General features: G+C 58.9%; 20 protein-coding genes and 1 pseudogene. 8 read left to right on the forward strand and 13 right to left on the reverse strand.

Annotated features, from left to right (window positions below; translation table 11 throughout):
- Positions 1–2: 2 nt before the first annotated feature.
- From sixA to ACZRJ6_RS20790, 3 genes are read right to left on the reverse strand one after another with little or no spacing between them, the layout of a single operon-like run.
- Positions 3–452, reverse strand: coding sequence for a phosphohistidine phosphatase SixA (gene sixA, locus ACZRJ6_RS20780; protein WP_463969693.1), 450 nt, complete (start codon positions 450–452; stop codon positions 3–5).
- Positions 449–796 (reverse strand): DUF4389 domain-containing protein, encoded by a 348-nt coding sequence (locus tag ACZRJ6_RS20785; protein ID WP_463969692.1) that lies wholly within the window; start codon positions 794–796, stop codon positions 449–451. Before ACZRJ6_RS20785 ends, sixA begins: the two co-directional genes overlap by 4 nt.
- 10 nt (positions 797–806) lie before the next feature.
- Complete coding sequence (locus ACZRJ6_RS20790; RefSeq protein WP_149411468.1) at positions 807–1,832, reverse strand: NAD(P)H-dependent glycerol-3-phosphate dehydrogenase; 1,026 nt, start codon at positions 1,830–1,832, stop codon at positions 807–809.
- 195 nt (positions 1,833–2,027) lie between these two features.
- On the opposite strand from ACZRJ6_RS20790, the gene ACZRJ6_RS20795 reads away from it, so the two are divergent.
- The 5 genes from ACZRJ6_RS20795 to fabB all read left to right on the forward strand — a co-directional run bounded on the left by ACZRJ6_RS20795 (position 2,028) and on the right by fabB (position 8,976).
- Positions 2,028–4,148 (forward strand): TonB-dependent receptor plug domain-containing protein, encoded by a 2,121-nt coding sequence (locus ACZRJ6_RS20795; RefSeq protein WP_463969691.1) that lies wholly within the window; start codon positions 2,028–2,030, stop codon positions 4,146–4,148.
- A gap of 1 nt (position 4,149) precedes the next feature.
- Positions 4,150–5,082 carry an ABC transporter substrate-binding protein gene (locus ACZRJ6_RS20800; protein ID WP_463969690.1) on the forward strand — a complete coding sequence of 311 codons (933 nt, stop codon included), beginning with the start codon at positions 4,150–4,152 and terminating at the stop codon, positions 5,080–5,082.
- Entirely contained in the window at positions 5,079–6,980 is a 1,902-nt protein-coding gene (locus ACZRJ6_RS20805) for an ATP-binding protein (RefSeq protein ID WP_463969689.1), read from the forward strand. Before ACZRJ6_RS20800 ends, ACZRJ6_RS20805 begins: the two co-directional genes overlap by 4 nt.
- A gap of 248 nt (positions 6,981–7,228) precedes the next feature.
- The gene (fabA, locus tag ACZRJ6_RS20810; protein ID WP_133099048.1) at positions 7,229–7,744 is read left to right on the forward strand and encodes a 3-hydroxyacyl-[acyl-carrier-protein] dehydratase FabA; all 516 of its coding nucleotides are present in this window, start codon (positions 7,229–7,231) and stop codon (positions 7,742–7,744) included.
- Positions 7,745–7,755: 11 nt separating this feature from the next.
- Positions 7,756–8,976 carry a beta-ketoacyl-ACP synthase I gene (gene fabB / locus ACZRJ6_RS20815; RefSeq protein ID WP_463969688.1) on the forward strand — a complete coding sequence of 407 codons (1,221 nt, stop codon included), beginning with the start codon at positions 7,756–7,758 and terminating at the stop codon, positions 8,974–8,976.
- 67 nt (positions 8,977–9,043) lie between these two features.
- Here fabB and ACZRJ6_RS20820 read toward each other — a convergent pair whose 3' ends face one another.
- The 4 genes and pseudogenes from ACZRJ6_RS20820 to ACZRJ6_RS20835 all read right to left on the reverse strand — a co-directional run bounded on the left by ACZRJ6_RS20820 (position 9,044) and on the right by ACZRJ6_RS20835 (position 12,416).
- A complete protein-coding gene (locus ACZRJ6_RS20820; RefSeq protein ID WP_463969805.1) occupies positions 9,044–9,907 on the reverse strand; it encodes a methyl-accepting chemotaxis protein in 864 nt (287 codons plus the stop codon).
- Positions 9,899–10,669 (reverse strand): annotated as a pseudogene (locus ACZRJ6_RS20825) (MCP four helix bundle domain-containing protein); the annotation flags it as partial. The gene ACZRJ6_RS20820 and the pseudogene ACZRJ6_RS20825, both read right to left, overlap by 9 nt.
- Positions 10,670–10,807: 138 nt before the next feature.
- Positions 10,808–11,272, reverse strand: coding sequence for a DUF3859 domain-containing protein (locus tag ACZRJ6_RS20830; protein WP_463969687.1), 465 nt, complete (start codon positions 11,270–11,272; stop codon positions 10,808–10,810).
- A 79-nt stretch (positions 11,273–11,351) separates the two neighbouring features.
- Positions 11,352–12,416, reverse strand: coding sequence for an amidohydrolase family protein (locus ACZRJ6_RS20835; RefSeq protein WP_463969686.1), 1,065 nt, complete (start codon positions 12,414–12,416; stop codon positions 11,352–11,354).
- Positions 12,417–12,508: 92 nt separating this feature from the next.
- Between ACZRJ6_RS20835 and ACZRJ6_RS20840 the strand changes: the two genes are divergently transcribed.
- Entirely contained in the window at positions 12,509–12,937 is a 429-nt protein-coding gene (locus ACZRJ6_RS20840) for an OsmC family protein (RefSeq protein ID WP_463969685.1), read from the forward strand.
- Between the two features lie 64 nt (positions 12,938–13,001).
- Entirely contained in the window at positions 13,002–13,874 is an 873-nt protein-coding gene (locus tag ACZRJ6_RS20845) for a pirin family protein (RefSeq protein WP_463969684.1), read from the forward strand.
- A 127-nt stretch (positions 13,875–14,001) separates the two neighbouring features.
- On the opposite strand, the gene ACZRJ6_RS20850 is transcribed toward ACZRJ6_RS20845, so the two are convergent.
- From ACZRJ6_RS20850 to ACZRJ6_RS20865, 4 genes are all read right to left on the reverse strand, one after another.
- Positions 14,002–14,730 (reverse strand): dienelactone hydrolase family protein, encoded by a 729-nt coding sequence (locus ACZRJ6_RS20850; protein WP_463969683.1) that lies wholly within the window; start codon positions 14,728–14,730, stop codon positions 14,002–14,004.
- A gap of 66 nt (positions 14,731–14,796) precedes the next feature.
- Positions 14,797–16,701: a molecular chaperone HtpG gene (gene htpG / locus ACZRJ6_RS20855; protein WP_463969682.1), complete on the reverse strand. Its 1,905-nt coding sequence runs from the start codon at positions 16,699–16,701 to the stop codon at positions 14,797–14,799.
- Positions 16,702–16,791: 90 nt separating this feature from the next.
- Positions 16,792–17,256: a PaaI family thioesterase gene (locus ACZRJ6_RS20860; protein ID WP_463969681.1), complete on the reverse strand. Its 465-nt coding sequence runs from the start codon at positions 17,254–17,256 to the stop codon at positions 16,792–16,794.
- Complete coding sequence (locus tag ACZRJ6_RS20865; RefSeq protein ID WP_463969680.1) at positions 17,253–17,729, reverse strand: PaaI family thioesterase; 477 nt, start codon at positions 17,727–17,729, stop codon at positions 17,253–17,255. Before ACZRJ6_RS20865 ends, ACZRJ6_RS20860 begins: the two co-directional genes overlap by 4 nt.
- A gap of 157 nt (positions 17,730–17,886) precedes the next feature.
- On the opposite strand from ACZRJ6_RS20865, the gene ACZRJ6_RS20870 reads away from it, so the two are divergent.
- Positions 17,887–18,138, forward strand: coding sequence for a hypothetical protein (locus tag ACZRJ6_RS20870; RefSeq protein WP_133099059.1), 252 nt, complete (start codon positions 17,887–17,889; stop codon positions 18,136–18,138).
- Between the two features lie 91 nt (positions 18,139–18,229).
- Here ACZRJ6_RS20870 and ACZRJ6_RS20875 read toward each other — a convergent pair whose 3' ends face one another.
- Positions 18,230–18,631, reverse strand: coding sequence for an MAPEG family protein (locus tag ACZRJ6_RS20875; protein WP_463969679.1), 402 nt, complete (start codon positions 18,629–18,631; stop codon positions 18,230–18,232).
- A complete protein-coding gene (locus ACZRJ6_RS20880) occupies positions 18,628–19,368 on the reverse strand; it encodes a DUF599 domain-containing protein (protein ID WP_463969678.1) in 741 nt (246 codons plus the stop codon). The genes ACZRJ6_RS20875 and ACZRJ6_RS20880 overlap by 4 nt, the downstream gene beginning before the upstream one ends.
- Between the last annotated feature and the right edge of the window lie 69 nt (positions 19,369–19,437).

Genomic DNA, 19,437 nt, shown 5'->3' on the forward strand with positions numbered 1-19,437 from the left:
GGTCAGGGATTCTTGACGCTATTGAGGCTCATCAACCCCGCCAACGGGAAATCCCCTTCCAGCTCCGCCAGGCTCGCGGTGCTCATGGGATGCGGCTGGCGCAGGTGCCCATGCTGCAAGAAGCTGATCAAACTTCCCACCAACGGCTGGTGACTGACCAACAGCACATTGTCATCGGTGTCGAGCTTATCCAGCACCTGAAGTGGACTGCAATCGGGAGTCAACCAGGGCTCCGTGCGTACTCCCGGCTCAAATCCCAACGCCTCACGCACCAATTGCGCCGTCTGCTGCGCCCGTACATAAGGGCTGGCGATGATGGCTTTGATCGGTTGGCCGATCAGATGGGCCGCACTGCGCAATACTTCTTCGCGGCCATGGTCAGTCAGGTTGCGCTCGGCATCACTGCGGGCATGACTCTCGGCTTCACCGTGACGCAATACCCACACTTTCATAGCTTCGGCTCCTCATCACGCACTGGATGCGGTGCCGGCGGCACGCTGTGGGCAGCTTCGCCTTCCGGAGCACGGGGGGTTGGCCAATCGGCGAACGGCCAAGGCTTCTGCTCGCTGTGGAAGCTGCCGAAACGGCCGATCTGCGCCAGAAACTGGCTGAGGCTGTCGCCAACGTTCATCAGGCTCAGGTTCGGTGAGCCATAGACCAGGCGGTAGATCAGTTGCACCACCACCAGCGCGCCCAGGAGGAACTGCGCTACTTGCCATACCAGGGCAAACACCAGCATCCACAGGATGCGCAGGGCAATGGATTCATATTTGGGTGGCGTTTTCGGATCGTTCATCGCGCGTTCCTCAGTTGAAACCACTGGTGGAAATAAAATCGACATCGGTTTTCGGCTCGGCGCGCATCAGCAGCTCGATTACCTGGTTCAAGGTGCGCCCTTCGAACAGAATCGCATGCAAACCGGCGACCAACGGCATATAGACACCGACTTCCTGGGCCTTGGCCTTCAGCACTTTCAGGGTGTTGACCCCTTCGGCCACTTCACCCAGGCGCGTTACCGCGTCCTCCAGGCTCAAACCCTGGCCCAGGGCGAAGCCGACCTGATAGTTGCGGCTTTTCGGCGACGAGCAGGTGACGATCAGGTCACCCACGCCGGCCAACCCCAGGAACGTCATCGGGTTGGCCCCCTGATTGACCGCAAAACGGGTCATTTCCGCCAGCGCACGAGTAATCAGCATGCTCTTGGTGTTTTCCCCCATGCCCAGCGCCACGGCCATACCGGCAATGATCGCGTAGACGTTTTTCAGCGCCCCGCCCAACTCCACGCCAAAACGATCGGCACTGGCGTAGACGCGAAAGGTGCGGCCATGCAGTACTTTCTGGACCCGCTCACACAGTTCCTCGTCCTCGCTGGCGACCACCGTTGCGGTCAGCGCGTGCTCGGCTACTTCCCGCGCCAGATTCGGCCCGGACAACACACCGATACGCGCTTGAGGGGCGATCTCTTCGAGGATTTCGCTCATCAGCTTGAAGGTGTGGGCCTCGATGCCTTTGGTCAGGCTGACCAGCAGCTTGCCGGCCAGGCGCTCGGCGTGGGGCGCCAGCACCGAACGCAAGGCGCTGGACGGCAGGGCGATGAAGCATAAGTCGCACGCGTCCAGAGTCGCCAGCAGGTCGGTGACCGGCGTGACAGCGGGATGAATCTTGATGCCTTTGAGGTAACGAGGGTTTTCCCGGTTAACTCGAATGGCCTCGGCCTGCTCGGGATCGCGCATCCACTGACGTACCTGATGACCGTTTTCAGCCAGCAGATTAGCCACGGCGGTACCAAAACTTCCGCCTCCCAGGACCGCAATAGGGCGCTGTTCAGTCATATGCAATTCGTTAATCCATACCAGTGGCGATGACGGCATTATACGGGCCGACCTGCTGGCGGCCAGCCCCCGTTTGATTTCCCGCGCTTGTCGGAAAAAGACCGAGTGAAGCACAGTAATTGCGATGGCAGCGACTGGCAAAAGCCCCCGCCTCGGTTAACATGGGCGGCTATCAGTAATTATCAAGGCCGTGCCGTGTATTTGGGCCATCCTCCTCGCTCATCCTTCTTTCTGGCGCTGTTGTTCAGTGCCCCGCTGCTCGCCGACGATCTTTTCCTCGACAGCCAACCGCTGCCGCAAGTCCTGACCGCCACCCGGCTCAAGCAGTCGGCTGCTGCCGTACCTGGCAGCATGACGGTGCTCGACAGCGAACTGATCAAGGCCAGCGGCGCACGGGACATCGCCGAGCTGCTGCGGCTGGTGCCGGGGATGATGGTCGGCTACACCACAGGCAACCAGGCCGCCGTCAACTATCACGGCACCAATGCCAGTGAAGCGCGGCGCATGCAGGTGCTCATCGACGGCCGCTCGGTGTACCGCGCAGGCCTGGCCACCGTGGACTGGAGCGACATCCCAGTAGCCATGGAGGATATCGAACGCATCGAAGTGTTCCGTGGGCCCAACACAGTCAGCTATGGCGCCAACGCGCTGATGGCAGTGGTCAACATCCTCACCCGCTCACCGGCCAACAGCCAGGGCACGCGGATGAAAGTCATCCGGGGCGAGCGCGGGATCAACGACTGGTACGCCAGCCAAGGCATGGGCTGGGAAACCGGCGACCTGCGACTTTCACTGTCCGGGCAACAGGACGATGGTTTTGACAGCGACCGTGTCGGTGCCGACCGCCGCGACAGCAGGCGCCTGAGTCGCTTCAGCCTGGCTGTCAGCCAGACCTTGAACCAGCAACAAAGCATCGATTGGCAATTGAGCGCCAAGGAAGGGACCAACCAGCGCCCCTACGCCTACACACCCGTGTTTGGCAAGATTACCGAAAACGGCACCAATTCCGACGTCACCGCCAAGGACTATGCCGGCTCGTTGCGCTGGAATTTCGATTTCAATCCCGACCACAGCCTGTATATCCAGGGCTCGGCCCAGCAATGGGATCGCCGGCAAATCTGGAAAGCCTGCGATGCCAAAGTCTCGTTCAGCCCCGAACTGACGCAACTGTGGCAGCTCAATCCCAACTATGCCGAGAAGTTGGCGCGGAATATGAAAGCATTCAGCCAGAATGGCGCGCCACCGGGCAGTGCGGCCGAACAGGCCCTAGGCAACCAAGTCCTGGGCCAATGGAAAAACGGCGGCCAAGACAGCGTCTGCGGCAACATCGACCAAAGCACCAAGGAAAGCCGCTACGACCTGGAACTGCAAGACACCCTGAGCCTGTCCGACAGCCTGCGCCTGGTCAGTGGCCTGAATTACCGCTATGACCGCGCCGACTCCGACACCTACTTTAACGGCACCCTCGACGACACCACCTGGCGCCTGTTCGGCCACCTGGAGTGGCGCGCCAGCGAGCACTGGTTGCTACAGGGCGGCGCGATGTACGAAAACACCCACCTGAGCGGTAACTCACTGACGCCAAGGGTCGCGGTCAACTACCTGATCAACCCGCGCCACGGCTTGCGCGCCGTTTACTCCGAAGCCATCCGCTCGCCGGACATGTTCGAGAACAACGTCAACTGGAGCTACCGAGTCACCAACCTCAGCTCCCCTACCTATGGGCAGACCTCTGGCCAGTACTTCGTCAAGACACGCGGCCCGGGCAATCTCGACAAGGAGTTGATGCGCTCCCGGGAGCTGGGCTACAACGGCTTTTTCGCCGACATCGGGCTGAACCTCGACGTGAAGCTGTTCTATGACGAAATCACCGGCATGATCAGCGAACCGTTGCGCAACAATCAGTACATTGCCAGCAACACCAACAGCTCGCGCTTTATCGGTACTGAAACTCAGCTCGACTGGCACGTAAGCACTGCCGACCGCCTGCGGCTGACCTATGCTTACGTCGACGCCAGCGCCAGCAACCCGCTCGACCAGCAACAAACAGCCCGCAACAGCGGCTCGGCCGGCTGGATGCATGAGTGGGGCGCCGGCTGGTCCAGTGCGTTGTTCTATTATGGCGACGATGCACTCAACCAATACCGCTTCCAACGGGTCGACATGCGGGTGGCCAAACGCATTGCCCTGGGCAAAGCCAACCTGGAGCTGGCCGGCATGTTGCAACAACGGCTCGATAACCAGCCCACTACCTGGCCCGACAATAACTACGACCAGCGCCACGTGCTCTACTTCAGTGCGGAGTTAGAGTTCTAGCATGAACCATGCTCAGTCACGGATGACCGCCCCCTTTTCCTCAAGGTTCTGGAGACGTTGCCTGCTGCTTGTCAGCCTGATGTTTGCTGCCCCCGCCTGGACCGCCGAGATCCTGCTGATCGCCGCCGAAGATGGGCCCGGCGTGCAGGCATTCGCTCAGGCACTCAGCCAGCAGCGTCCCGAGGACAAGGTCGACTTCAAGCCGCTGAAAGACCTGCCAGCTCCCGGCCAGTTGCCCGCCAGCACCCGCCTTATCCTGCTGGACCTGCAAAGCCTGGACTGGCGCTTGCAGGAGGCCCAGGGACCGCCGACTCTGGTGCTGCGCATCAGCCGCCTGCAAGCCCGACAACGCCTGGGCAATGCCCTGCCGAACAAGATCAGCCTGCTGTGGAGCGATCCACCGCTGGACCGGCAATTGCACTTGATCGCCAGCATCCTGCCCCAGGCCCGGCGCATTGGTGTGCTGTATGGCAACGACAGCGAGTTCCTGCTGCGTGAACTGCGCCAGTACGCCAGCCCCCTGGGCCTGGAAATCGTCCCCCAGCACTGGGACGACATTAACGACAGTCGGCCGCTGCAAGCCTTGTTCAAAAATAGCGATGTGTTGCTGGGGCTGGACGATCCGCAGCTGTACAACCCAAAAACCGTGAAAAACCTGCTCTTGAGCAGCTACGCCAGGCAGTTGCCGCTGATCGGGCCCAACGCTGGCTTCGTTAGGGCCGGCAGCCTGGCCAGTACCTACAGCGACCAGAACGACTGGCTAAACGTCCTCGACCGCTTGCTGGACCATGCACCGTCCAGTTGGCCGCGCTCGCTGTACCCGGAACACTTCAAAGTCGTGGGCAACGCGCAGGTGGCGCGCTCGCTGGGGATCGAACAGGTGAACGAAACCAACGTTGCGACCCGATTGGCCGAAGGAGAAAAACGCCCATGACCTTGCGTCGACGTTGGGACATCAACACCCGCACCCAGCTCATCACCCTGGGCCCGGCCCTGTTGCTGACGTTGCTGTTGATCAGCTTCTTCACCTTCGTGCGGATTCAGGACCTGCGCCAGGAACTGGATCACACCGGCCAACTAATCGCCAACCAACTGGCTCCGGCCACCGAATACGGGGTGATCTCCGGCAACAACGACGTGCTGGAAAGCCTGTTGCGGGCGACCCTGGCCACACCTCACGTGCGCTTCCTGGAAATCCAGGACAGCGCAGAAAACATCCTGGTCTACGTCGAACAACCCTCGGAAAAACACGACCGTTCACTGACGGTGAAAGTGTTCCAGGCGCCAATACGATTGCAACATATCCAACTGGGCAATGATTTTTTCCAGGACAGCACCGCGCAGCCCAAGGCGCCACGAGCGGACTATCTGGGCCGCGTGATCGTCGGCATGTCCAACGACGCCTTCAGCCAGCGTCAACAGGAAATCCTCTTCAAGGCCGGGATTCTTGCGTTGTTCGCTTTGCTGTTCACCTTCCTGCTGGCGCGGCGCCTGGCTGCCAGCCTGTCGCAACCGATCAGCGCCATGGGCAACGCGGTCAAGGCCATCCAGCAAGGTGACTACAAAACCCCGCTACCTATTGTCGATGACTCCGAGCTGGGCGACCTGTCGCGCCACATCAACAACCTCGCCGAAGGCCTGCACCAGGCCAGCCGTGAACAGCAGCAGGCCATGGCCCAGATGATCCAGACGCGCGAAGAGGCCGAGCGGGCCAACAATGCCAAGTCAGACTTCCTGGCAATGATGAGCCACGAACTGCGCACGCCGATGAACGGTGTGCTGGGCATGCTGCAACTGCTCGAAACCACCACCATGACCGAAGAGCAGACTGAGTACGCCGCCCTGGCTTGCGAGTCCACCGAGCACCTGCTTAAAGTCATCAATGACATCCTCGACTTCTCGCGCATCGAGCGCGCAGCCTTGGAACTGGAGCACATTCCGTTCAATCTGGTGGAGTTGATCAACAGTTGCACCCAGGCCTTCCAGCACAACGCCGTGCAGCGTGGCCTGTTGCTGGAGTTACTGATTGCGCCTGGCATGGACGCATTGCGCGTGCAGGGCGACCCTACGCGTATCCGGCAGATTCTGGTGAACCTGATCGGTAATGCGCTGAAGTTCACCGAGCACGGCACCGTCACCGTCGAGCCCCACTGGCAAAACCTGGACCATGAACTGCTGTGGTTCACCTGCACCGTGCGCGACAGCGGGATTGGCATCTCGGCGGAGCGCCTGGAACTGATGTTCGACGCCTTTCAGCAGGCGGACAGTTCCATTTCAAGACGTTACGGCGGTACCGGCCTGGGTCTGCCTATTGCCCGCACGCTCGCCGAACGGATGGGCGGCACCTTGCGGGCCAAAAGCGAAGAAGGCCAAGGTTCGGTGTTCACCCTTGAAATCCCCTTGGCGATCTACCAACAGAGCCTGCCGGCCATCGCGCCGGATGCCGAAGGCAAAGCCAGTGCGGGCGACGGGCGTAACGTCCTGCTGGTGGAAGATAACCCCGTCAACCGCACGGTGGTCGAAGCCATGCTGCGCAGCCTGGGGTTTGAGGTCAGTATCGCCACTGATGGCGCCGAGGCGATTCGCAGTGCCGAGAGCCTGATTTTTACCGCGATCCTGATGGACTGCCGACTGCCGGTGATCGACGGTTACGAGGCCACCCGGCAGATTCGCCAATTGCCCGGATGCGCCGACCTGCCCATCATCGCCCTGACCGCCAACGCCTTGCAGGGTGATCGGGAAGCCTGTTTGGCCGCAGGAATGAACGATTACCTGGCCAAGCCGTTCAAACGCACGGATTTACAGCAGATCTTACAACGGTGGGTTCATTAGATCGGCATCGTCAGCCAACTGCGACTGGCGTGAAAGGCGAAAGTGCGGCAGTCTTAGACACCCGAACGGGCCCGTAAACCGGCCCGGTTTAAATTTTCAGTGCACAAGTGTACATTCATGACCTTGACGCTGTGACTTTCACTACAACGCAATAGTCTATGTGTAGGCTACCGATGTGAGGCATGAACGCTTCAGTCGGTCGGGAAGATTTGCCCTACCCTGCCGCATGGGACTATTGAGGAGCTCGCATGACCAAACAAAACGCCTTTACTCGGGAAGACCTGCTGCGCTGCGGTCGCGGTGAGCTATTCGGCCCAGGTAACGCGCAACTGCCCGCCCCGAACATGTTGATGGTGGATCGCATCACCCATATCAGCGAAGAAGGTGGCAAGTACGGCAAAGGTGAATTGGTCGCCGAGCTGGATATCACCCCTGACCTGTGGTTTTTCGCCTGCCATTTCGAAGGCGATCCGGTCATGCCAGGTTGCCTGGGCCTCGACGCCATGTGGCAGTTGGTCGGGTTTTACCTCGGCTGGCAAGGTCTGCCGGGCCGTGGTCGCGCCTTGGGTTCGGGCGAAGTGAAGTTCTTTGGTCAGGTCTTGCCGACCGCCAAGAAGGTCACGTACAACATTCACATCAAGCGCGTCCTCAAGGGCAAGCTGAACCTGGCTATTGCCGATGGTTCGGTGACTGTCGACGGTCGCGAGATTTATACTGCCGAAGGCCTTCGGGTCGGCGTATTTACTTCCACTGACAACTTTTAAGGGTTATCCGCATGCGCCGCGTCGTTATCACTGGTCTGGGCATTGTTTCGTGCCTGGGCAATGACAAAGAGACCGTCTCCGCTAACCTGCGTGCAAGTCGCCCTGGCATCCGTTTCAATCCGGAATATGCCGAAATGGGTCTGCGTAGCCAGGTTTCCGGCTCCATCGACCTGCCCCTCGAAGAGCTGATCGATCGCAAGATCTATCGCTTCGTCGGCCACGCCGCCGCCTATGCCTATCTGGCCATGAGGGATGCGATCACCGACTCCGGTCTGACCGACGAGCAGGTTTCCAACCCGCGCACCGGCCTGATCGCAGGTTCCGGCGGCGCATCGACCTTGAACCAGATGGAAGCGCTGGACATCCTGCGCGAGAAAGGCGTCAAGCGCGTCGGCCCGTACCGCGTCACGCGGACCATGGGCAGCACCGTTTCCGCCTGCCTGGCCACGCCGTTCAAGATCAAGGGCGTGAACTACTCGATCTCCTCCGCTTGCGCCACCAGTGCTCACTGCATCGGTACTGCGGTCGAGCAGATCCAGTTGGGCAAGCAGGACATCGTGTTCGCCGGCGGCGGTGAAGAAGAACATTGGAGCCAGTCGTTCCTGTTCGACGCCATGGGCGCCCTGTCCACCCAGTACAACGATACCCCGCAAAAGGCCTCCCGTGCCTATGACGCCAAGCGTGACGGTTTCGTCATCGCCGGCGGCGGCGGCATGGTGGTGGTCGAGGAGCTGGAACACGCTCTGGCCCGTGGCGCGAAGATCTACGCGGAAATCGTCGGTTACGGTGCTACTTCCGATGGCTACGACATGGTTGCGCCAAGCGGCGAAGGCGCCATCCGCTGCATGCAGATGGCCATGGCTACCGTTGACGGCCCGATCGACTACCTGAACACCCACGGCACCTCGACTCCGGTCGGCGACGCCAAGGAAATGGAAGGCGTACGTGCAGTGTTCGGCGACAAGGCTCCCGCAATCAGCTCTACCAAGAGCCTGTCGGGTCACTCCCTGGGCGCCGCCGGCGTTCACGAAGCGATCTACTGCCTGCTGATGATGGAAGGCAACTTCATGGCAGGTTCTGCCAACATCGAGGAACTGGACCCGGAAATGGCTGACATGCCGATCCTGACCAAGACCCGTGAAAATGCAACCATCAACACCGTGATGAGCAACAGCTTCGGCTTCGGTGGCACCAACGCCACACTGGTGCTGAAACGCTGGCAGGGCAAGTAAGCCCCGCAGCTTGATCACATGAAAACGCCCCGACTGGTTCGGGGCGTTTTTTATTGTGGCAAATGAATCACACCGAAAACCGCGCCACCATCGTATTAAGATCCACCGCCAACCTCGACAACTCCTGACTCGCCTCACTGGTCTGATTGGCCCCCGCCGACGTCTGCTGCGCCAAGTCGCGGATGTTCATCAAATTGCGATCCACCTCCCGCGCCACCGCCGCCTGCTGCTCCGAGGCACTGGCGATTACCAGGTTGCGCTCGTTGATCAGGGTAAACGCCGAGGCAATCTCCTCCAGTGCCATCCCCGCCGACTTGGCAATATCCAGGGTTGAACGTGCCCGGTTGTTGCTCTGCTGCATGGAGCTGACGGCCTGATCAGTGCCCTTTTGAATCCCACTGATCATCTCCTCGATTTCCTGGGTCGACTGCTGGGTGCGATGGGCCAGCGCCCGCACTTCATCGGCCACCACGGCAAACCCGCGCCCGGCATCCCCGGCCCGCGCCGCTTCGATGGCGGCGTTGAGCGCCAGCAGGTTGGTCTGTTCGGCGATCGAACGGATCACGTCCAACACCTTGCTGATGCCATAGACCTTTTGCGCCAGATCCTCGACCTGCGTGGCGTTGGCGGCCACGTCATCAGCCAGGGACTCAATGGACAGCACGGTCTGATGAACCTGTTCGCGCCCCTGCTGGGCAATGCGATCAGACTCGCGGGACGCTTGGGACGTCGCCACCGCATTGCTCGCTACCTCCTCCACCGCCGCCGTCATCTGGTTGACCGCAGTGGCCGCCTGTTCGATTTCCTGGCTTTGCTGATGCAGGCCACGGGTTGCGTCTTCAGTGACACAACTGAGCTCTTCGGAGGCGGACGCCAACTGATTGGATGAGTCCAAGATGCGCCGAATGGTTTCCCGCAGGTTCTCCTGCATGCTCTTGAGCGCCTGCTGCAAGCGCGCAGGCTCGTCCTTGCCGCTGACGGCGATCTCTGCTGTGAGATCGCCACTAGCTACGCCCTGGGCGACTTTCAACGACTGGGAGAGTGGCAGCACGATACTGCGAGTCAACAACAACGCCAGGCCAATCGTGATCAGGGCCGTCACGGCAATCATGCCAATCACCCAGCCTCGGGATTGGCTGAACACGCGCTGGGCCAGAGTCGCCGCCTGATTGGCACTTACCTTGTTGAGATTGACCAGCTCGCGCAGGGTGCCGGCCATTTCGTCGGCCACGTGATTCATATCACCATTGGCGACCTTGATCGCGTCTTCCAGCTGGTTTTGCCGGGAAAGCGCCATGACTTGCTCCTGGCGTTGCAGGTATTGCTGCTGCTCGGCTTTAAAGCGGTCGAACAGCACCGTCTCTTCGGGCAGAACAATCAACCCTTGATACAGCGACTGAGCAGTGTGCAGGCCGTTTTTAATGTCGATGAGTTTTTGTTCATTTTGCGCCAGCGCCAGGGGGTCTCGATTGACCAGCAAGCGCAAGGTCAAGGCCCGCACCCGCAGCAGGTCCTGACTCATTTCCCCGACCGCCATCACACTGGGCAGCCAGTTGGTTTCCACCTGATCCGACTGTTCACGCATATTGGCCATCTGCTGCAAGGCGAATCCGCCCAGGGCAAATACCATTAACGCCAGCAAACCAAACCCCAGTCCTGCACGGGGGGCGATATTCAGACTTCTGACACTCATGTTTTGGTTCCTTCCAAAAGCGCTGCAGCCACCTGCTGCGGGTTGCTCTTGAAAGGTATCGGCGCCTTGTGAACTTTGCGTAAGACGAAAACGCGATATCAAAACGCCTTAGCCGCTTGCGGCCAAAGCTGTAGCGATTCAGCGGACGGTAAAGCTCTTTTGCGTCAGCAGGCGATCACCCTGGAACACCATGAAACGCCATTCTCCCGGCACCACTTCGTGGCTCTCGGTGAACTCGTAGGCCATCACATCCTGAGGCGCGCCGGGCACCAGCTTCTGCGTGATTTCAAACTTGTCATGGCGAACACCGTCGGGCGTACGGATGCCGGGGGTAAAGTAGAGCAGGGTCAGCGGCGTGTCTTCAGCCACTTTGCCGACCAACTGATAGCGCAGGCCGAACTTGGTGCCCAGCTTGGCGGGGACCACTTCGGTGGATTGGATCTGTTCGTTGCTGCGGCGCAACACGCGCTCCCCCGATTGCAGTGCGGCTTTTGGGCCGTCAAACACGCCATATTCCACCGGGCCTTCGATACGGACTTCGGCACTGGCCAGGCTGCTAATCATCATCAGCGCCGCCAGGGCGCTTGTACGGGTGAAATGCATGGTGCGCTCCTTAATTAAGATGGCGGGAGCTTATGACACGGGTGTGACGGGAAGATGACCGCAGGAGCTGTCAGCCTCGCTAAGGCTCGACAGCTCCCACATTGGGCAAAATCGCCAGAAAGTTATCTCGGGCGACTTTTCTCGCAACGTCTTCAGGCAATGCATCAAGAAACGGATCAAAGCTGCGCATCTTCTTACCCAGTTTGCTGAAACGCCCTACCACGTCGGAACCCAGCATAAAGCGCTCAGGGAAGCGCTCCACCAGCTTTACCCACTCGGGACGAGGCTTTCCCGCGCCATCCAGCAAGTAAGGCGTGAGCACGCTCCAGGACAGGTCAATGTACAGGTTGGGATACGCCTCCAGCATCCGCGTCAGGGTCGGCAGGAGGAACTCCAACTGCGTCTGGTGGCGATGGATCTCCATGCTGGTGCCAGCGTGGGCCCAGATAAACCGTGTATGGGGGTGATTGCGCAGCGGTTCTTCCATTTCCGCCAGGTACAGCGGATTGCGCTCACGCTTGGAAGTGATATTGGAATGCAGCATCACTGGCAGATCATTTTCGGCGGCCAAATGATAAATCCGAGTCATGGCTTCGTTGTTGGCCCGTGGGGTATCGCCCGATGTCAGGGCGGTCAGGTCATCGTGGCGAGTGAAGACTTCCCCAATGCCCTGCCACAGGCCGGGATTGAGGTCGAGCATGCGCTGGATATGGGAGGCGGAATTCTTGTCGTTGGGGTTGAAACCTGTAAGGAACGGGTGGAAATGCTGGCGTTGTTCGAGTGTCAGTTTATTCACTGCCGCCGCGACGATTACATCCGTGGCGCTGTACCAGTAGGCATCGGCGTCGTCACCAGCGTAGTAGCGCGGACGTTTGGGCTCGTCTTCGTGCCATTTCTTTGCCACTGGGACGCCGGAAAGCATCACATGCTCAATGCGATTCTCAGCCATGGCCTTGAGCAACTTGTCCATGCCTGCCGTCTCCTGGAAGAAATCGACGTAATGCAGGTGCGCGTCGCTGTAGCTGTAGTCGCGCGCTTGGGTGGCAACGCTGATGGTGACCAGCAACAGGGTAATACTCAAGCGGGTCCAAGGCACGGGGAAACCTCGATAAGGACGAATACAGGTAGACCCCTGGCCGCCCATCCGGGTTCAGCGACAAAAAAGCAGGGAACACCCAGGTGCCAGCATGCTCTATAACTGCATGACCTTCATCCTGCCACCTAATGAGGTTCGCCATGCCTGTTACCGTGAATACCGAATCCGACAAAGGCTTTCGCCACAGCATCGAGATTGCTGATGGCAATGAAAAGCATGAGCTGTTTACCGACCTGCCCAAGAGCCTGGGCGGCGAAGACTCCGCGCCCTCCCCTCATGACTACTTCGACGCGGCCCTCGGCGCCTGCAAGGCCTTGACCCTCAAGCTCTATGCGCAAAAAAAGGACATCCCGCTGACCGGAGTCACCGTCGAAGTCACCCACGACAGCAGCGAAGAGCAAAAGGGCAAATACAAACTCAACGTCAAGCTGACCCTCAAGGGCGTGCTGACCGACGACCAACGTGACGAACTGCATCGCGTGGCCGATCGCTGCCCGGTACACAAGCTGATGACCACTACCGAAGTCATCATCGAGACCAAGCTCTCGGAAGGCGCCTTCAGCCAATAGCACCAACATCCCATCGAGCGGGTTATGCTCAGCCTCATCAACCCCGCTCAGATTGGGACGTACCATGACCACTGTGACTGTGATTCGCCCTCGCGCCGAGGATGTCGAGGGCCAACCGATCCTGCGCCCGTTGCCTTCAAGGCAATGCCGCAGCGTCGGACCTTTCGTGTTCTTTGACCATATGCTGGAAACCCGCTACGCACCGGGCAGCGGCATGAATATTCGGCAGCATCCCCATATTGGTCTCTCCACCCTCACCTACCTGTTTGAAGGCGAACTCCTGCACAAGGACAGCCTGGGTTCCGATCAAGTGGTCAAGGCCGGAGATGTCAGCTGGATGACTGCCGGCAGCGCCATTGCCCACGTTGAGCGAACGCCTGAAGCCCTCAAGGCCAGAGGTTTCAGCCTGCATGGGTTACAGGTGTGGCTGGCCTCTCCCAAGGAACACGAACAAGGGCCGGGGCATTACAGCCATCACTCGGCCGCCAGCCTGCCCATGAGTGACAACCTTGGGGTAAAAATCCGCCTGATTGCCGGCAGCGGCTTCTGCCTGGAGTCGCCGGTGCCGGTGTTGTCGCCAACCCTGTACGCCGAGGTGCAGATGCAGACGGCCACGACCTTGCTGATCCCCCATGAGCATGAGGAGCGGGCGGTGTATGTGCTGGAGGGTGAGGCGCAGCTTGATGACGAGGCCTTGGAGGTCCATAGCCTGGTGGTTTTACCGGCAGGCGAAACAATGGCGCTGTTTGCCGAAACTGATTGCCATCTCGTGGTATTCGGTGGCGCGCCGCTGGATGGGCCGAGGCGAATCAATTGGAATTTTGTCGCCAGTGATCCGGCGCTGATCGAACAGGCTCGGCAGCGTTGGGCGGCCGGGGATTGGCCGACGGTGCCGGGGGAAAGTGAGCGGATTGAGTTGCCTGGGAACAAGGCTTGAAAAATTTGTGGGCTGCTGATGGGCTGGGTACATATCCGTTATTTCGGTCAGGGCGTAACTCTAATCCGCCGTTACCGCAGAAGCGGATATGTACTCAATCGCGCCTCTAAAACCGCCCCCCAAGCGATCAGCCCTTGAACACTTCATCCAGCAAGTTATGCATCGACAAAAACGCGCGGCCAGCCGTCTTGGCGTCATACATCATCTTGCCCGGCACATTCGCATCGGGATCGGTAAAGGAATGCACCGCCCCACCGTAGCTCAGCAGTTGCCAATCCACACCCGCAGCGTTCATTTCATCTTCAAACGCCGGCAGTTGCTCTTTGGGCACCAAAGGATCGGATGCACCATGCAGTACCAGCACCGAGCCCTTGATGTTCTTCGCATCGGCTGGATTCGGCGTGTCGAGGGTGCCGTGGAACGAAACGGCAGCCTTCAACGACGCGCCGGTACGGGCCAGCTCCAGGGAGCAGCACCCACCAAAGCAGAAGCCAAACGTCGCCAGCCTTGAGGTATCGACCGCCGCTTCCGTCTGCCCTTGCAACTGCTCAAGGGCCGCCTGCATACGTTTGTTCAGCAATGCCCGGTCATTTTTCAACGGCATCATCGCGGCACCCGCTTCATCGCCGCTTGAAGGGCGAACGCTTTGCCCGTACAGATCTGCGATCAGCACCACGTAGCCCTTGCCGGCCACGGTCTTGGCGATATCCTCGGCACCCGCACTGACGCCCATCCAGTTCGGTGCCATCAACAGGCCCGGTAGCGGCCCCTTGTGGCTGGCATCAAAGGCCAGACGGCTTTCATAAGACTGGCCATCAATCTGATAGACCACGGAACGCACGGTGACTTGGCTCATCATTTACTCCAGTTGAGATCACTAGAACGAAAAACCCCGCCGAAGCGGGGTTTTCTAACAGCGGTGTTAAACCGACAGTTCAACCAACAACTTGTTCAGTCGGCGCACATAGGCGGCCGGGTCTTTCAAGCTGTCCCCCGCAGCCAGGGCTGCCTGGTCGAAGAGGATGTGCGACAGGTCGCCAAAACGCTCTTCGCTCTGCTCGGCATCGAGCTTCTCGATCAGCGGGTGCGCCGGGTTGAATTCGAAGATCGGCTTGGAATCCGGAACCTTCTGACCGCTGGCTTCCAGGATCTGACGCATCTGCATGCCCAGGTCCTGCTCGCCAATGGCCAGGATCGCCGGAGAATCGGTCAGACGATGGGAAACCCGCACTTCGCTGACGGCATCGCCCAGGGCGGCCTTGATTCGTTCAACCAGACCTTCTTTGGTCTTGGCGACTTCCTCGGCGGCCTTCTTGTCTTCTTCCGAATCCAGGTTACCCAAGTCCAGGTCGCCACGGGCCACGTCGACAAAACTCTTGCCGTCGAAATCGCTGAGGTAGCTCATCAGCCACTCGTCGATACGGTCAGTGAGCAGCAGCACTTCGATGCCTTTCTTGCGGAAGACTTCCAGGTGCGGGCTGTTCTTGACCTGGGCATAGGTTTCGCCGCTCAGGTAGTAAATCTTGTCCTGGCCTTCCTTGGCGCGTGCCAAGTACTCGGCCAAGGAAACGTTCTGCTCGCCGTCGTCGCCCTGGGTGGAGGCAAAACGCAGCAGACCGGCGATTTTTTCCTTGTTGGCGAAATCCTCTGCTGGGCCTTCTTTCATGACCTGGCCGAAGTTTTTCCAGAAGCCCTGGTATTGCTCAGGCTCGTTCTTCGCCAGTTTTTCCAGCATGTCGAGCACGCGCTTGGTCAGCGCCGACTTCATGGAGTCGATGATCGGGTCTTTCTGCAAAATCTCACGCGACACGTTCAGCGACAGGTCGTTGGAATCAACCACGCCTTTGATAAAGCGCAGGTACAGCGGCAGGAAGGATTCCGCCTGATCCATGACAAACACGCGCTGTACGTACAGCTTCAGGCCTTTCGGCGCTTCGCGTTGGTACAGGTCAAACGGAGCACGGGCCGGTACGTAGAGCAGCGAGCTGTATTCCAGCTTGCCTTCGACCTTGTTGTGGCTCCAGCTCAGCGGGTTCTCGTAGTCATGAGCGATGTGCTTGTAGAACTCCTGGTATTCCTCGTCTTTGACTTCGGTACGAGGACGGGTCCACAGGGCACTGGCGCGGTTGACGACTTCCCATTCCTGGGCAGGAGCCTCTTCACCTTCGGCCGCCGCTTGTTCTTTCGGCAACTCAATCGGCAGGGCGATGTGGTCGGAGTACTTCTTGATGATGTTGCGCAGACGCCAGCCATCGGCGAATTCGTCTTCACCGGATTTCAGGTGCAGGACAATGCGAGTCCCACGGTCAGCCTTTTCGACGGTGGCGACTTCAAACTCGCCCTCGCCCTTGGAAGACCAGTGCACGCCTTCGCTGGCAGCGAGCCCGGCACGGCGGCTGAACACTTCAACCTCGTCAGCAACGATGAAGGCCGAGTAGAAGCCCACGCCGAATTGGCCGATCAGGTGCGAATCTTTCTTCTGGTCGCCCGACAGGTTCTTCATGAAGTCAGCGGTGCCGGATTTGGCGATGGTCCCCAAGTGGGTGATCACATCGTCGCGGCTCATGCCGATACCGTTGTCTTCGAGGGTGACGGTTTTCGCGTCTTTGTCGTAGCTCACACGGATTTTCAGTTCCGCGCCGCCTTCCAGCAATTCTGGCTTGGACAGGGCTTCGAAACGTAATTTGTCGACAGCGTCAGAGGCGTTCGAGATCAATTCGCGAAGGAAGATTTCCTTGTTGGAATACAGCGAATGGATCATGAGGTGCAGCAGTTGCTTCACCTCGGTCTGGAAGCCCAGGGTTTCCTTTTGAGTTTCCACACTCATGGTCATCAAACTCCAACTTGGATGGCAGTGGCCGCGCCCTTGAGGGTTGGCGGCGGGTTGTCATCAAAGTTGGGGGCTAAGAGCAGGATTTCAAGGGCTATCATGCTCCTGGATCTTGAAATGGGCCCGAGCGGTGGCGATAGGTTCTGCCTGGGTGCTTTGCCAAGCGGTAATCGCCACATTGGCCACCCGTCGGCCCTGACGCCACACCTGGCATTTGGCGTAGGTGTCGCGAAACTGCCCGGCACGCAGGTAATCGAGGGAAAAGTCGATGATTTTCGGCATGCTTTTTTCAAGCCCGGGCGCACCGGTAAATACCAGCAAATGCAGCGCCGCCGACAGCTCCATAAAGCCTGCGATTACGCCGCCATGGATCGCTGGCAATATCGGGTTACCAATGTTGTCCTTGTTGGCGGGCATGCGGAACAGCAACTCGTCCCCCAAGCGGGTGCATTCAATGCCGATCAGCTTGGCGTAGGGAATCAGGTTGAGTAACGCCTCGTAGTCGCCGCGATTGTGGGCCTGTTCCATCCGGGTCCTGAATCGGTGGGTCATGCCTGTTCTCCCTTGATGGTGCTACCGAGACCTTGCGTGCCTTTGAGTCGCTTGCCCATGCGCATGAAGGTGCCCACCACATGGGCAATCGGTTGCTGCGGGTCATCCTGGTAGGCAAAACCACGGGTGAAGATCACGTCGGTGGTCACCCGGTAACATTGGGCAAAGCCGAAAACCGGTTGGTGGGGCTCAGCCGGGTGCATGTAGTCGATGCGCAAGTCCAGGGTCGGACACACCTCGAACTCCGCAAGAACGCACAAAGTGGCCATGCCACAGGCCGTGTCCATCAAGGATGTGAGGGCACCACCATGGATCACCCCGGTTTGTGGGTCCCCGACGATATGCGCGCTGTACGGCAGAAGCAGGGTCATGCCGTCCGCGCTGGCGTCATGAACCTCGATACCCAGCACCTGACAATGGCGCAAGGCTGAAACAAAGCGTACCGCACGCTCTAAAATAGGGTTGTCGGTCATTCGATAGAGACTCTTATTAGTGTTGATCCGGCGGAGTTTGTCCCCCCGAAGAAAGTTCCTTTGCGACGCGGCTTATATATCTGTGGGATTAAAGGAACTAATACGCGCACCTTAGGCTCGAAAGGCCAGTAGATATCTTCACTAAGGAGAAACACCCATGCGCAAGACTTTAGCTGTTTCCTTGATGTTGGCCGCTGCCCTTGGCCTCGCTGCCTGCGATAAAAAATCCGAGGACAAAGCTCAGGATGCCAACCAACATGCTGAACAAGCTCAAGAAAAAATGAGCGAAGCTCAGAATAAAGTGAACGACGCTGCAAAAGAAAACGCTGAAGCTGCCAAAGCCAAAGCTGAATCTGACGCAGCAGCGGTCAAAGAAAGTGCTCCTGCTACGCCTGCAACCGGTTCTTGAGTCTGACGACTTGAATACCGTGGTTTGAAAAGCCATGTTGCAAAGTAAAGCCCGCCTTAGAGCGGGCTTTACTTTGCCTGGTGCTTTTTTCTCAGAGGAGAAAAGTACGAAAGGTCGGACTAAGCATCAGTAATAGCGAACAGAGTAAACCGACGAACCAGACCAGGCTGCGCTGCCACGCCAGATCAGCCCAATAGCACAGTAAATAAACCACTCGCGCGACCACAAAGATGATCGCCAGCCAGTCAATCAGGTAGCCCTGGGTCTGAGTGGTATGGGCCATCAACACCCCCACCGCAAACAACATGAACGCTTCAAAGCTGTTTTGATGAGCGGCCACTGCCCGCGCACCAAACCCGGTCAATTGCGCCTGCTGACGACGCGGTTCGCGATTGTCGTAACCGCCCTGCTCTTTCATGGCCCTGGCCACGGGCATGCGCGCCACGAAGATCAGCAGCGCGCTGATAAACACACACCAGAACGGAATGTTCACAACGTCGCCTCCTTGGAGGATTCAGGCAAAGGTGCCTCTGTAGGGGTATAGACCATGACTTCCAATACGTCGGAATGAAATTCCCGGCGGTACAGCACCAACACCACTCCAGTGCTCATCAGCATGAACAGCCACGGACTGACGAACCACGCCAGCATGGTCATGCCGAAGTAGTAGGAGCGCAGGCCCAAGTTGAACTGGTTGGCCGCCATCGAAATCACCCGAGCTGCCCTCAAGGCAAACGCCTTGCGCTCCTGCTCGGAGACATACCGCTCGCCGACCATGGGGGCCGAACCGATCAGGATCGCCGCAAAGTTGTACTGGCGCATGCACCAACTAAAGGTGAAGAAGGCGTAGACAAACGCCAGGGCCAGGCACAACAGTTTGATCTCCGACATGCCCTGGGACGCTTGCTGGATCATGGGAATATCCGCCAGCAACGAGACCGCCCGCTCCGATGCGCCAAGCACAGTCAGAATACCGGCGAGGATAATCAGGGTGCTGGAAGCAAAAAACGAGGCGTTGCGCTCAAGGTTGCCGATCACGCTGGCGTCAGCGATACGATTGTCCCGCAACAGCATGCGGCGCATCCAGTCTTCGCGATACAGGTGCAGGACACTGGCCAGACAGGCCGTATCACGGCCTTTCCAACTGGCGTAACGAGTATAACCACCCCAGCAAATGGCAAACCAGAGCGCGGCAAGCAGATGGATCAAGTTGGCTTCGACGAACGACATGCGGGTCCTTGTAAGACATTGGCGAAAAGTGCTTTGTGCCTGTTCGACGTTAGCTCACGGAAAAAGACA

The sequence above is a fragment of the Pseudomonas sp. C321 genome, from assembly GCF_055407105.1.

What these genes read in the sequence shown, in the direction of transcription:
- sixA (WP_463969693.1), bottom strand. Translation starts at nt 452, where the DNA reads ATGAAAGTGTGGGTATTGCGTCACGGTGAAGCCGAGAGTCATGCCCGC.
- ACZRJ6_RS20785 (WP_463969692.1), bottom strand. Translation starts at nt 796, where the DNA reads ATGAACGATCCGAAAACGCCACCCAAATATGAATCCATTGCCCTGCGC.
- ACZRJ6_RS20790 (WP_149411468.1), bottom strand. Translation starts at nt 1,832, where the DNA reads ATGACTGAACAGCGCCCTATTGCGGTCCTGGGAGGCGGAAGTTTTGGT.
- ACZRJ6_RS20800 (WP_463969690.1), top strand. Translation starts at nt 4,150, where the DNA reads ATGAACCATGCTCAGTCACGGATGACCGCCCCCTTTTCCTCAAGGTTC.
- ACZRJ6_RS20805 (WP_463969689.1), top strand. Translation starts at nt 5,079, where the DNA reads ATGACCTTGCGTCGACGTTGGGACATCAACACCCGCACCCAGCTCATC.
- fabA (WP_133099048.1), top strand. Translation starts at nt 7,229, where the DNA reads ATGACCAAACAAAACGCCTTTACTCGGGAAGACCTGCTGCGCTGCGGT.
- fabB (WP_463969688.1), top strand. Translation starts at nt 7,756, where the DNA reads ATGCGCCGCGTCGTTATCACTGGTCTGGGCATTGTTTCGTGCCTGGGC.
- ACZRJ6_RS20820 (WP_463969805.1), bottom strand. Translation starts at nt 9,907, where the DNA reads ATGCAGGAGAACCTGCGGGAAACCATTCGGCGCATCTTGGACTCATCC.
- ACZRJ6_RS20830 (WP_463969687.1), bottom strand. Translation starts at nt 11,272, where the DNA reads ATGCATTTCACCCGTACAAGCGCCCTGGCGGCGCTGATGATGATTAGC.
- ACZRJ6_RS20835 (WP_463969686.1), bottom strand. Translation starts at nt 12,416, where the DNA reads ATGGGCGGCCAGGGGTCTACCTGTATTCGTCCTTATCGAGGTTTCCCC.
- ACZRJ6_RS20840 (WP_463969685.1), top strand. Translation starts at nt 12,509, where the DNA reads ATGCCTGTTACCGTGAATACCGAATCCGACAAAGGCTTTCGCCACAGC.
- ACZRJ6_RS20845 (WP_463969684.1), top strand. Translation starts at nt 13,002, where the DNA reads ATGACCACTGTGACTGTGATTCGCCCTCGCGCCGAGGATGTCGAGGGC.
- ACZRJ6_RS20850 (WP_463969683.1), bottom strand. Translation starts at nt 14,730, where the DNA reads ATGAGCCAAGTCACCGTGCGTTCCGTGGTCTATCAGATTGATGGCCAG.
- htpG (WP_463969682.1), bottom strand. Translation starts at nt 16,701, where the DNA reads ATGAGTGTGGAAACTCAAAAGGAAACCCTGGGCTTCCAGACCGAGGTG.
- ACZRJ6_RS20860 (WP_463969681.1), bottom strand. Translation starts at nt 17,256, where the DNA reads ATGACCCACCGATTCAGGACCCGGATGGAACAGGCCCACAATCGCGGC.
- ACZRJ6_RS20865 (WP_463969680.1), bottom strand. Translation starts at nt 17,729, where the DNA reads ATGACCGACAACCCTATTTTAGAGCGTGCGGTACGCTTTGTTTCAGCC.
- ACZRJ6_RS20870 (WP_133099059.1), top strand. Translation starts at nt 17,887, where the DNA reads ATGCGCAAGACTTTAGCTGTTTCCTTGATGTTGGCCGCTGCCCTTGGC.
- ACZRJ6_RS20880 (WP_463969678.1), bottom strand. Translation starts at nt 19,368, where the DNA reads ATGTCGTTCGTCGAAGCCAACTTGATCCATCTGCTTGCCGCGCTCTGG.